At 68.9% G+C, this 11,950-nt stretch carries 12 protein-coding genes; 6 read left to right on the top strand and 6 right to left on the bottom strand.

The genetic code is table 11. The features are described 5' to 3' along the window. Positions 1-47: 47 nt before the first annotated feature. Genes GOY17_RS11085 through GOY17_RS11075 form a run of 3 tightly spaced genes read right to left on the bottom strand, consistent with a single transcriptional unit; the run spans position 48 to position 3,034 of the window. Positions 48-938 carry an NAD(P)/FAD-dependent oxidoreductase gene (locus GOY17_RS11085; RefSeq protein ID WP_157030451.1) on the bottom strand — a complete coding sequence of 297 codons (891 nt, stop codon included), beginning with the start codon at positions 936-938 and terminating at the stop codon, positions 48-50. After that, positions 935-1,714, bottom strand: a complete 780-nt coding sequence (locus tag GOY17_RS11080; protein WP_232338409.1) for a DUF72 domain-containing protein — start codon at positions 1,712-1,714, stop codon at positions 935-937. Before GOY17_RS11080 ends, GOY17_RS11085 begins: the two co-directional genes overlap by 4 nt. 57 nt (positions 1,715-1,771) lie before the next feature. After that, positions 1,772-3,034 carry a patatin-like phospholipase family protein gene (locus GOY17_RS11075; protein WP_115841624.1) on the bottom strand — a complete coding sequence of 421 codons (1,263 nt, stop codon included), beginning with the start codon at positions 3,032-3,034 and terminating at the stop codon, positions 1,772-1,774. Positions 3,035-3,135: 101 nt separating this feature from the next. On the opposite strand from GOY17_RS11075, the gene GOY17_RS11070 reads away from it, so the two are divergent. After that, positions 3,136-3,906, top strand: coding sequence for a DUF8198 family protein (locus tag GOY17_RS11070; protein WP_157030449.1), 771 nt, complete (start codon positions 3,136-3,138; stop codon positions 3,904-3,906). Positions 3,907-3,918: 12 nt separating this feature from the next. Here GOY17_RS11070 and GOY17_RS11065 read toward each other — a convergent pair whose 3' ends face one another. Continuing rightward, the gene (locus tag GOY17_RS11065; RefSeq protein WP_115841622.1) at positions 3,919-4,194 is read right to left on the bottom strand and encodes a polyhydroxyalkanoic acid system family protein; all 276 of its coding nucleotides are present in this window, start codon (positions 4,192-4,194) and stop codon (positions 3,919-3,921) included. An 84-nt stretch (positions 4,195-4,278) separates the two neighbouring features. On the opposite strand from GOY17_RS11065, the gene GOY17_RS11060 reads away from it, so the two are divergent. Further along, complete coding sequence (locus GOY17_RS11060) at positions 4,279-5,073, top strand: FHA domain-containing protein (protein WP_157030448.1); 795 nt, start codon at positions 4,279-4,281, stop codon at positions 5,071-5,073. On the opposite strand, the gene msrQ is transcribed toward GOY17_RS11060, so the two are convergent. Both msrQ and msrP read right to left on the bottom strand, forming a co-directional pair. Then, positions 5,042-5,686 carry a protein-methionine-sulfoxide reductase heme-binding subunit MsrQ gene (gene msrQ, locus GOY17_RS11055; RefSeq protein ID WP_157030447.1) on the bottom strand — a complete coding sequence of 215 codons (645 nt, stop codon included), beginning with the start codon at positions 5,684-5,686 and terminating at the stop codon, positions 5,042-5,044. The genes GOY17_RS11060 and msrQ overlap by 32 nt on opposite strands. A gap of 189 nt (positions 5,687-5,875) precedes the next feature. Next, a complete protein-coding gene (gene msrP, locus GOY17_RS11050; protein WP_157030446.1) occupies positions 5,876-6,844 on the bottom strand; it encodes a protein-methionine-sulfoxide reductase catalytic subunit MsrP in 969 nt (322 codons plus the stop codon). Positions 6,845-7,034: 190 nt separating this feature from the next. On the opposite strand from msrP, the gene serC reads away from it, so the two are divergent. From serC to aroA, 4 genes are all read left to right on the top strand, one after another. Continuing rightward, positions 7,035-8,120, top strand: coding sequence for a 3-phosphoserine/phosphohydroxythreonine transaminase (gene serC, locus GOY17_RS11045; protein ID WP_157030445.1), 1,086 nt, complete (start codon positions 7,035-7,037; stop codon positions 8,118-8,120). A 102-nt stretch (positions 8,121-8,222) separates the two neighbouring features. Then, the gene (gene pheA, locus GOY17_RS11040; protein ID WP_157030444.1) at positions 8,223-9,428 is read left to right on the top strand and encodes a prephenate dehydratase; all 1,206 of its coding nucleotides are present in this window, start codon (positions 8,223-8,225) and stop codon (positions 9,426-9,428) included. Then, positions 9,425-10,612, top strand: coding sequence for a histidinol-phosphate transaminase (gene hisC / locus GOY17_RS11035; protein ID WP_157030443.1), 1,188 nt, complete (start codon positions 9,425-9,427; stop codon positions 10,610-10,612). The genes pheA and hisC overlap by 4 nt, the downstream gene beginning before the upstream one ends. After that, positions 10,609-11,925 (top strand): 3-phosphoshikimate 1-carboxyvinyltransferase, encoded by a 1,317-nt coding sequence (aroA, locus tag GOY17_RS11030; RefSeq protein ID WP_157030442.1) that lies wholly within the window; start codon positions 10,609-10,611, stop codon positions 11,923-11,925. The genes hisC and aroA overlap by 4 nt, the downstream gene beginning before the upstream one ends. Positions 11,926-11,950 lie beyond the last annotated feature (25 nt).

Here is an 11,950-nt window from a genome sequence, read left to right as displayed (position 1 = left end):
TGCCAGCGCCTGTCAGCAGTGAGGCGCCGGGGCCGGGCGGCGCGACCTCAGGCGAAGTTCGCCGCCAGCCGGTTGTGCACGTCCGTCGCGGCGATCGCCGCGTGCCCGGTCGCCACGGAAATCTGGTTCAGCGCGCTCACCACGTCGCCGATGGCGTAGAGCCCGTCCACCGACGTCATCTGCCGGGCGTTGACGATCAATGCGCCATCCTCGTCGCACGTCGCGCCCGCGCCGACCGCCAGCGACGAACGCGAGATGAGGCCCATCATCGGGTACATCACGTCGAACGCGCGCGGCGCTCCGTCCAGGTCGAACACGCAACGCTCCCCGTCGAAGACGAGCGATGCCGGCACTGTCGTCAGTTCGATGCCGTCTTTCGCGAGTTGCGCGCGCGTTGCCTCTTCGATCTCCGGCGTCGACGGCACGAGCGTCACGTTCGCCGAATACGTGCGCAGGAAGCGCGCATGCGACGCGGCCTTGTCGGCGGGCCCGTGCACGGCGATGGTCGTGTCGATGGCCTCGAACGCGTCGCAGATCGGGCACATGCGCACCGCGCCGCATTCGACGGCTTTCTCGATGCCGTCGAGCGCCGGCGTCACGTCCTCGCAGCCGGTGGCGAGGATGACGTGGCGCGCACGCAGTTCGTTGTCGCCGTGGCGGATGCGGAAGCCGTCGCCGTCCACGTGCAGCGCCGTCACTTCGTCGGGAATGGTTTCCACGCCGAACTTGCTGGCCTGCTCGCGCATGCGCTGCAGCAGTTCCTCGCCGCCGACGCCGTGCGGGAAGCCCGGGCAGTTGCGGCTCTTCGGGATCCAGCCGGCGCGGGTGCAGCCGGTATCGAAGATGCGGACGCTGCGACGGTAACGCGCCAGGTACGTCGCCGCCGTCAGCCCGCCGGGGCCGCCGCCGACGACGATGCAGTCCAGGACCTCGCTCATGTGGTTCTCCGTTTCTTCGACAAGGAGTTCGCCGTCGGCGCCTCGTCGAGCATCGACTGCAGCCGCAGCGCGTCGGTCGCGGCATGCCCGTGCGCCGTGTTGTCGAAGATCACCCAGCGCGTGCCGCGATGGCCGCTCACTCCATCGGCCAGCGTGCGCAGGGCTGCATCGTCGTACGCGCTGTAATACACGCGCGGACTGCCATGCCAGCGCCAGTAGCGCATGCGTGCGTCGCCGCCGGGATCGCGCGAGGCGCCATCGGGCACCGGCGGATCCGCGGCGACGCGGGCGATGCCGTGCCGCTGCCAGAGGTCCTCCGCGCGCGGCGTGAACCACGATGCGTGGCGTGCCTCGCACGCGATGCCGACGTCGAAGCGGCGCCGCAGCATCGCGAAGAAGGTCGTCGCCGTCCGCGCTTCGAACGGCAGGCTGGGCGGAAGCTGCACGAGCAGCACCGCGAACTTGCGACCGAGTCCGTCGACCTCGCCGGCGAAACGGTCGAGTTCGCGCGCGATGCCGCGCAGCCGCGCGTCGTGCGTGATCGTGCGCGGCAGCTTCACGCTGAAGCGGAAACGCGCGGGCACGCTCGCGGCCCAGCGCACATACGTGTCGCGCCGGTGCGGACGGTGGAAGGAGGAGTTGATCTCCGTCGCGTTGAAGCGCGTGGCGTAGCGCGCCAGCATCGATTCACCCTCGCCGAACAGCGATCGGGTGGCGGACGGCAGCGACCAACCGGCGCAGCCGATGTAGAGGTTGCTTCGGGAAGCCGGAGGCATGGAGATCCATCGCGATGTACATGCCGGCATCGCACCATCGCGGGCGTCGAGAGGGTGTTACGGCGCGCTTCGGCGTGCGCGCGGGGCGCGGCGTGCCGGCGGGGGGCGATGCTCGATGTCGTCCAGCGCGCGGCGCAGGCGTGCGGTGGCGTCGTTGTCGCGCGGAGGCGGCGCGAGGCCGTCGAGCAGCGATCGGTTTTCATCGCCCACCACGGCCATGCGCAGCGAGAGGCCGTGGGCGTCGAGCACGGGCGCGAGCTCCTCCGCGCGCCGGCGCAGGTCGGCCATCGTGTTGCGCCAGGCGATCTCGCAGATCCTGCGGCGCGCCGAGAAGCTGAAGGCGTTGGTGAAGAACAGCTCGGCGTCCCCGGCGTTGGGCTCGAAGATCAGCTGGTCGATATTGGGATACTGCTGCGCGTAGCGGGCCAGCCCGACCTGCATGCGCGATTGGAGCAGCGTGCGGAACGTCTGCGACAGCACGGCCGGCAGGCCGCCCGCGGCGAGGCTGCGCTCGTGGCTCACCGGCCGCCCGCTATCGTCCTGGGTGAACGGCACCAGCGGGTTGAGGCCGATCATCAGGTCCACGTCGCGGTCGAGCAGGACGGAGGCGTGCATCGTCCGGCGCAGCGCACCGTCGACGAAATGCCGGCCGCCGATCTCGACCGGCGGATACAGGCCGGGCAGGGCGGCGCTGGCCTGCACGGCGACGGAGATCGGCACGCCGTCCCAGCCTTCGGTGCCGAATTTCACCGCCTCGCCACTGTCCAGGTCGACCGCGACCACGCACAGTTCGGTGTCCAGATCGCGGAAATCGTTGCTGCGGCCGCGGCGGGTGAAGACGTCCTGCAGGAAGCGTTCGACCTGCGCGTTGTCGAACAGGCCGGTCGGCACCAGGGCACCGAAGTGCATCAGCAGGTCCGACCAGCGCGACTCGTTGCGCGAGAACAGCAGCTCCTGCCACCACGTTGCCGCCAACCGCGGCAGCCGTGCGGCGCGGCGTGCGTATTCGAAGATCGCCGGGCGCAGGAAGGTTTCGGGGCGGAACTGCACGTCCGCGCTGTCGCCGGTGATGAAGATGCGGCACATCTCGGCCGTGTCGATGCGGTTGGCGAGGCCGGCGGCGAGGAACGCGCCGCTGCTGACGCCGACGTAGCCGTCCAGCCGCGTGAGGTCCAGGCCTTCGATCGCCTCGTCGAGCGCGCGCAGGGCGCCGAGTTCGTACATCCCGCCGATGGGTCCGCCGCCGGCGACCGCCAGGCCGATGCGGGGCGGTTGCCCGGGGGCGCGCGCGCGTTGCCTGGCGGAGTGGAGTGACAGCATGCGGGCACGGTCGGCGAAGGTGGCCCGAGTGTAGCCGCCCCGCGGCGGGCAGCGTCGTGACGGGTTGCGACGTGTGCCCCGGCCGCCGATGATCGACCGGGATGCCGCCGCGCCCGAGCCCCGACCGCCGACCTCCGCGTCATCGCCCCCTACGCGACGGGCCGCTCCGGGACCGCCTGGACTGGCTGCTGCGCGAACACCAGGCGCTGCACGACCCTGCGATCGAACCCCGCAACGAACTGCCGTGGCTGCCGGAGCTGCGCCGCTGGCAGACGCGCCGGCTGGAGGCGAGCTTCGACCGTTTCCTGCGCGATCCCCAGCGCCGCCCGGCGGCGCAGTTCTTCCTGACCGACGTCTACAACGAACACGACTTCGCCCAGCGCGACGCCGACATCGCGCGCGTGCTGCCGATGATGCAGCGCCTGCTGCCGGAGCATCTGCTGGCGACCGTGGCCGATGCGATCGAACTGGGCCTGCTCACGCAGGCGCTGGATCTGCGGATGGCGCAGGTGCTGCAGGCCATCGGTGGACCTCGCCGCCGCCTGGACGCGGCGCTTTACGCGCGCGCCTATCGGATGGCGGGGCTGCCGCGGCTGCGCGGCTACCAGATCGACCTGATCGCGCGGGTCGGACTCGGCCTGGGCCATGCGCTGCGGTTGCCGGGCGTGTCGATGCTGCTGCGGCTGTCGCGTGCGCCGGCGCGTGCGGCCGGGCTGTCGCAGTTGCAGGGTTTCCTCGAACGCGGCTTCGAGGCGTTCGGCCGCCTCGGCGATGCGCGCGGCTTCATCGGCGAGATCGAACAGGACGAACGCGACATCTCGCGCCGCCTGTTCGCGGGCGATGCGGATCCGTTCGACGGCGCGATGGAGTAGGTCGGGTGAGCGTCAGGTGAAGCGTTCGTCGAGCACGCGGCGGATCTCCGCCTCGATCGGTCCCTTCATCGTGCTCAGCAGGAAGCCCAGCTTGGCCGTCACGTGCAGTTCGCTCGGCGCCACGTTGATGTGGCCGTCCACGCCGCTGCGGCTGAAATTGAGCGTGTTGCCGCTCCACCCGGTGACCATGCCGAAGCGATCGGCGAGTTTGTCGGCCACGTCCTGCACGGCCTGGCGTGCCTGTTCCGGCGGCAGCGAATGCGCGTGGCGGATATCGATGTTCGACATGTGGGCTCTCCCGAAGTGGCCGGTATTGTGCGCGCCGCGCACGATGCATCCAAGTGCGCGGGCCTTCTGCTAGATTGCGCGGACGTGACTGCCCTCCGCCTGCGCTTCCAGAACCGCGAACATGCCGACCTGGCCCTGGGGCCGGGCGTGCATGCCATTGGCTACGATCCGTCCGGCGCATTGGCGCAGGTCGCGCCCGACGGCGCCGTCGCGCAGTTCTGCGTCGACCGCCGTGGCGTGTGGCTGCAGGTCCGCGAAGGTGCGCCCGGCCTGCACGTCAACGGTCGTCCGGTGCGTCGCATGGCGATGTTGCGCGTGGGCGATGCGATCTTCGTCGACGGCGTGGAGCTGATGCTGCTCGGCGGCGATCCGCTGCCGGCCCCGGCCGACTACGGATTCAACGGCGGCACCGACACGCGCATGCTGCTGCGTGGCATCGGCGGCCCGCACCACGGCCGCAGCTTCACGCTGGACGCGCCGCGACTGGTCGGCCGCGCCGGCGAGAGCGACATCCGCGTCAACGATCCGAATTTCGCCGAGCGTCACGCGCGGCTGGAAGGCCATGCCGACGGCGTGATCCTCCGCGACCTCGGCTCGGTCGAAGGCAGCCTGGTCAACGGCCGACCGGTTCGTCACGCGCTGCTGCAGGCGGGCGACCAGGTCGTGTTCGGAAGCCAGCATCGTTTCGTGGTCGAAGCGCCGATGCAGCGCACCGTCGCGCCCGACGTGCCCGCACCGAAGGCGCGCGTGCCGGTCATCGAGGACACGCGCGCCGTCGCGCCGATCAAGCGTTCGGCGCGACGCATCCCGTGGCTGCTGCTGGCGGCGATCCTGCTTTCGGCGGCCCTCAGCCTGCTGCTGCTTTACGGCGCGCGCTGAGTTTCCGCTTCTTCAGCGCGTTCCAGGCGCGCCAGCCGAGCAGCACCGCAAGGATCCCGGCGTAGAGCGCCGGCTCGCGGACATCCGACTTCACCAGCCACCAGAAGTGCAGCACCGCCAGCACGGCGATGACGTAGACCAGCTTGTGCAGCCGCGCCCAGTTGCGGCCGAGCCAGCGGATCGCCGCCTGCGTCGAGGTCAGCGCCAGCGGCACCAGCAGCAGCCAGGCGGCGAATCCGACGGTGATGTACGGCCGCTTGGCGATCTCCTCGAAGATCTGCGTCCAGTAGCCGCGCAGGTCGAGCACCAGGTACGCGGTGAAGTGCAGCGTCGCGTAGGCGAACGCGTACAGCCCGAGCATGCGCCGGAAGCGCATCAGCACCGGCTGGCCGGTGAGCTGCCGCAGCGGCGTGATCGCCAGCGTCAGCATCAGGAAGCGCAGCGCCCACAGGCCGAGGCGGTGTTCGATCTCCGCCACCGGATCGGCGCCCAGCCCGCCGCTGCCGGTCAGGAATTCCGCGCGGATCTGCCAGGCGAGGATCGCCGCCGGCATCAGCGCCAGCGCGTGGACGAGGGTCTTGGTGGCGATGAGGGTGCGGGTGGAGAGGGGCATTCTTGATGAACCGTCGGCCATGTGAACCGTCATTCCCGCGAAGGCGGGAATCCAACTGTCCGGCGAATCACGCTCGCCGCAGAGCGTGACAGGCCTGACAGTTGGATCCCCCGCCTTCGCGGGGATGACGGCATGCGGAACGCTCGGAAAGAGGGCGCAGCGGTGGAACGGGGAGCAGCGTTCAGAGCTTCAGAACCACTTCTTCAGATCCAGCCCCTTGTACAGCCCGGCCACCTGGTCCGCATAGCCGTTGAACATCCGGGTCGGAATCCTCTCCGCGAACAGCTTGCTCGCGGTGCCCGAGATGCGGCGCTCGGTCTTCTGGCTCCAGCGCGGGTGGTCCACCGTCGGATTGACGTTGGAAAAGAAGCCATATTCGCTCGGTTGCGCCTGGTGCCAGGCGGTTTCGGGCATCGTCTCGACGAAGTCGATCGCGACGATCGACTTGATGCTCTTGAAGCCGTACTTCCACGGAACCACAAGCCGCAGTGGCGCGCCGTTCTGCTGCAGCAGCGTCTTGCCGTACAGGCCGGTGGCCAGCAGCGTCAGCGGATGCATGGCTTCGTCGATGCGCAGGCCTTCGCGATACGGCCAGTCCAGCGAAGGCCAGACCACGCCCGGCGTCTGTTTCGGATCGGCGATGGTGGTGAAGGCGACGTACTTCGCCTGCGAGGTCGGCTCGAAGCGCTTGAGCACATCGGCGAGCGGCACGCCCAGCCACGGGATCACCATCGACCAGCCTTCCACGCAACGCAGGCGGTACACGCGCTCCTCCGGCTTGAAGCCCTTCAGCAGGTCCTCCATCGAGACCTTGCCGGGTTTGGCGCAATGCCCGCCGACGGCGACCGTCCACGGACTCGTGCGAAGCGTGCGCTTGGCTTTCGACGGATCGGCCTTGCCGGTACCGAACTCGTAGAAGTTGTTGTAGGTGGTGACGTCCTCGAAGCGCGTCAGCGTCTCGTCGGTGCGGAAGCCCGAGCGCGCCTGCGCCGGCGTGAGCGCCACCTTCGGCGGCGGGGGCGGCTCGGCCTGGCCGCAGCCGGACAGCGCCATCGCGGGCGCGACGGAGAGCGCGGCCAGCAGGCGGCGGCGTTCGCGATAGACCGATTCGTCCGTGATTTCGGCGGCGGGAATCCTCAAGGCGTCGCGCAGTGACATGTCGGTTCCGGTTTTCGCGTTGGAGTATCGCGGGGAGGGCGGACGCACACGTGCGCCCGGTTCCACTATAGAGGGGCAGCATGAGCAAAAAGTTGCGGTGGAAACCATGAATCCGCACGCTGTTGCGGTGCGGCATACTTGGCCGCTCGCGCGTTCCCGCCCGTCCTTCGCCTGTCCGACCGGAGATTTCATGTCCCGCGCCTTCAACTTCGCCGCTGGCCCCGCCACCCTTCCCGAGGCGGTGCTGCGCCAGGCGCAGGAGGAAATGCTGGAGTGGAACGGCGTCGGCGCCTCCATCGTGGAAATCAGCCACCGCGGCGCCGAGTTCATGGAAGTCGCGCGACAGGCCGAAGCCGACCTGCGCACGCTGATGTCGATTCCCGACGACTACGCCGTGCTCTTCCTCGCCGGCGGCGCGACGCTGCAGCAGGCGCTGATCCCGCTGAACTTCGCCGCGCCGGGGCAGGCCGCCGACTACGTCGTGACTGGCCACTGGGGCAAGACGGCGATCAAGCAGGCGCGCACGTACGTCGATGCGCGCATCGCGGCCGACGGCGAATCGACCGGCTTCCACGACATCCCGCCGCGCAGCGAGTGGCGCCTCACGCCCGGCGCGGCGTACGTGCACTACACCGCGAACGAAACCATCCACGGCGTGGAATTCCGCGATATCCCGGACGTCGGCGATGCGCCGCTGATCGCCGACTTCAGCTCGTCCATTGCCGCCGAACCGCTGGACGTGTCGCGCTTCGGCGTGATCTACGGCGGCGCGCAGAAGAATCTCGGCCCGGTGGGCGTCACCGTGGTGATCGTGCGCCGCGACCTGCTCGAACGCGCCGGCCAGCCGCGCGCGGACATCATGAATTACCGCTCGCACGTCGCGGGCGAATCGATGCTCAACACGCCGCCGACGTGGAACTGGTACCTGGCCGGACTGGTGTTCAAGTGGATGTTGGCCGAAGGCGGCGTCGAGGAATTCGCGCGTCGAAACGCGCGTAAGTCGGCGCTGCTGTATGGCGCGATCGACGGCTCCGGCGGCTTCTATCGCAACGACGTCGTGCCTGCCGCGCGCTCTCGCATGAACGTGCCGTTCTTCCTGCACGATCCGGCGCTGGATGCCGCGTTCCTGAAGGAATCCAAGGCTGCAGGGCTGCTCGCGCTGAAGGGCCACCGCGTGCTCGGCGGCATGCGCGCATCGATCTACAACGCGATGCCGGAAGCCGGCGTGCAGGCGCTGGTCGACTTCATGCGCGATTTCCAGAAGCGATACGGATGAGTGTCGTGTAGCCCGGGCCAGCGAAGCACCCCGGGTCGCGGCACGAGTACCCGGCAGGTCCTTCGCCCGGGCAACGCAAGACAGAACACGGACAACTCCCCCATGAAGAAGACCGGCAAGGCCGCACCGAAGAAGCAGACCACGACGAAGACGGCCACCACGCGCGCTCCCTCCAAGCGCGCTCCCACGAAGGACGTGGCCGACGCCGTGCCTTCGAAGACCGACGCCGCGCCGCTCGATCTCGCCACGTTGCGCGAGCGCATCGACGGCATCGACCGCCACATCCAGGAACTGATCGGCGAGCGCGCGCAATTCGCCAACCAGGTCGGCAAGGCGAAGGGCAAGCTCGCCGCGGCGGTGGATTACTACCGCCCCGAACGCGAAGCGCAGGTGTTGCGCCGCGTGGTCGATCGCAACGACGGTCCGCTCAACGACGAAGTGCTGGTGCGGCTATTCCGCGAAATCATGTCCGCGTGCCTGGCGCAGCAGGAGCCGCTGAAGATCGGCTACCTCGGCCCGGAAGGCACGCATTCGCAGCAGGCCGTCTACAAGCATTTCGGCCATTCGATCCACGGCCTGCCGCTGGCGAGCATCGAGGAAGTGTTCCAGGAAGTTGAAGCCGGACATGCCGATTTCGGCGTCGTGCCGGTGGAGAACTCCACGCAGGGCACGATCCAGTCGACGCTCGACATGTTCCTCACCTCGAAGCTGAAGATCTGCGGCGAAGTCGAGCTTCGCGTGCACCAGCATTTGCTGTCGCGGAACGACCAGCTGGAAGGCATCGAGCGCGTGTATTCGCATCCGCAGTCATTCGCGCAGTGCAAGGCGTGGCTGCGCCAGTACCTGCCCAAGGCCGAGAAGATCCCGGTGTCGAGCAACGCCGAGGCCGCGCGCCGCGCCCGCGCGTCCGACGATGCAGCCGCCATCGCCGGCATCAGCGCGGCGAACGTGTACGGCCTGAAATCCGTCGCTGGCCCGATCGAGGATCGCCCCGACAACACCACGCGCTTCCTGGTGATCGGCCGCGAGCTGTTCCCGCCTTCGGGCAACGACCGCACCTCGCTGATGATCTTCATCAAGGACCAGCCCGGCGCGCTGTACCACGTGCTGGCGCCGTTCGCGAAGCACGGCCTGAGCATGAACCGCATCGAGTCGCGTCCGGGTCACACCGGGCTCTGGCAGTACGCGTTCTTCATCGATATCGGCGGCCACGTGCAGGAAGAGGCGATGCGTCGGGCGCTCGACGAACTCGCCGATTACGCGCAGGAAGTGAAGGTGCTGGGTTCCTACCCGGTCGCCATCGCATGAGCGCCGTGCGCGACATGGACACCGACGCAACGCAGCCCACGCGCGACGAAGCCTGGTTCGCCGCGCGCGCATCGCGTGGCGTGCAGGGGTTGAAGGCCTACGATCCGGGGCACGACCTGGTGGCTTTCCGTCGCCAGTTTGGTGAGGCCAACCTGGTCGAACTCGGTTCGAACGAGAACCCATACGGTCCGTCGCCCGATGCACGCGCGGCGATCCTCGACCAGCTGCATTCGCTGCATCGCTATCCCGACCCGCTCGGAGCCGATCTCAAGCGCGCGCTCGCGGCAAAGCATGGCGTCGATACGAAACAGATCCTGCTCGGCAACGGTTCGCATGAACTGCTGATGCAGCTGGCGCAGGTGTTCGCCGGCGCAGGCGACGACGTGGTGTTCTCGCGCTACGGCTTCGCCGTCTTCGCGCTGGCGACGCAGGCGGCGGGCGCGACGATGCGCATCGTGCCCGCATTGCCCGACGATCATCCGACGATGCCGCTGGGTCACGACCTGGACGCGATCGCCGCGGCGATCACCGACTGCACGAAGCTCGTTTACCTCGCCAATCCCAACAATCCGACCGGCACGTGGTTCGGCCGCGCGGCGTTCGAGGCGTTCCTGGCGAAGGTGCCGGCGGACGTCATCGTCGTGATGGACGAGGCGTACGCCGAACTGGCCGATGCCGCCGCTGATGCCGCGACCGCGCTGCCGCTGCTCGCGTCGCATTCCAACCTCGCGCTCACCCGCACCTTCAGCAAGGCGTACGGCCTTGCCGGATTGCGCGTTGGTTACCTCATCGCCGCGCCCGGGCTGGTGGCGGTGATGGAGCGCCTACGCGAAAGCTTCAACGTCAACGGGCCTGCGCTCGCGGCGTGCGAAGCGGCGCTGGGCGGCGATGTCGCGCATCTGGAATGGGCGCGCGAACGCAACGCCGAACAGCGCAAGGCGCTCGCAGAGGCTTTCGAGCGCCGCGGCCTGCGTGTCATGCCGTCGCAGACGAATTTCGTGCTGGTCCGCTTTGGGCCACAGACGGCGCGCATCGAAGCCGAACTGACGAAACGCGGCGTCGTGCTGCGTCCCATGGGCGGTTACGGATTGCCTGAGTATCTGCGCGTCACCGTCGGCACAGTCGACGAAAACCGACGCCTGCTCGCGACGATCGACGCGGTGCTGGGCGAGGTGGGCGCATGAGCGGCGGTTCGCAGCACTGGATCGCACGTGCCGGGCAGCCGTTGCGCGGAAGCATCCGCGTGCCGGGCGACAAGTCGGTCTCGCATCGCGCGGTGATGCTCGGCGCGCTCGCCGAAGGGACCACGCACGTGCGTGGTTTCCTCGAAGGCGAAGACACGCGCGCGACGGCTCGCGTGTTCGAGCAGCTCGGCGTTCGCATCGAAACCCCGAGCGCGAGCGAGCGCATCGTCCACGGCGTGGGCCTGCACGGCCTGCGCGCGAGCAGTACGCCGCTGGACTGCGGAAATGCCGGCACCGGCATGCGGCTGCTTGCCGGCGTGCTGGCTGGGCAGGCATTCGACAGCACGCTCATCGGCGACGCCTCGCTCTCCAAGCGCCCCATGCGTCGCGTGATCGAGCCGTTGTCGCTCATGGGCGCGCGCATCGATTCGGAAGAAGGCGGTTTGCCGCCGCTCCGCATCCACGGAGCGGAGTCGCTGACGGGTATCGATTACACCTTGCCCGTCGCGAGCGCGCAGGTGAAATCCGCGCTGCTTCTGGCCGGGCTATACGCGAGCGGCGACACCGTCGTGCACGAGCCGCATCCCACGCGCGACTACACCGAGCGCATGCTCGCGGCGTTCGGCTGGCCGATCGAGTTTTCGCCCGGTTATGCGAGGCTGTCCGGCGGCGGGCGTCTGCGCGCGACCGACGTCAACGTGCCCGCCGACTTCTCGTCTGCCGCGTTCTTCCTGGTCGCGGCGAGCATCGTGCCGGGCTCGGAGCTGAGGCTGGAGGCGGTCGGCATGAATCCGCGCCGCACCGGCTTGCTCACCGCGCTGCGGCGCATGGGCGCCGACATCGGCGAGGAGAACGCAACCGAGCAGGGCGGCGAGCCCGTGGCGGATCTGGTCGTTCGCCACGCGCCGCTGCACGGTATCGAAGTGGACGGCGAACTCGCGCCGGACATGATCGACGAGTTCCCCGCGCTGTTCGTCGCCGCCGCATGCGCCGAGGGCGTCACGACCGTCCGCGACGCGGCGGAGCTGAGGGTCAAGGAATCCGACCGCATCGCCACCATGGCGCAGGGCCTGCGGGCGCTGGGCATCGAAGTGGACGAGCATCCCGACGGCGCGACCATCGTGCCTGGTGCGCTGCGGGCGGGCAGGGTGGACAGCCTTGGCGACCACCGCATCGCGATGAGCTTCGCAGTCGCGGCGCAGCGGGCGTCGGGCGACGTGCGGATCGACGATGTCGCCAACGTGGCGACTTCCTTCCCGGGTTTCGATTCCCTGGCCCGTGATAGCGGTATCTGGCTGGCCGCAGGCGCGTGACTTAGACTCACCGCCTGCCGTTTCC

Source organism: Lysobacter soli (assembly GCF_009755585.1).
GTDB classification, from domain to species: Bacteria; Pseudomonadota; Gammaproteobacteria; order Xanthomonadales; family Xanthomonadaceae; genus Lysobacter_J; species Lysobacter_J soli.
Note: the sequence above shows the minus strand (reverse complement) of the source record. Positions and strands in the feature narration are given on the sequence as shown.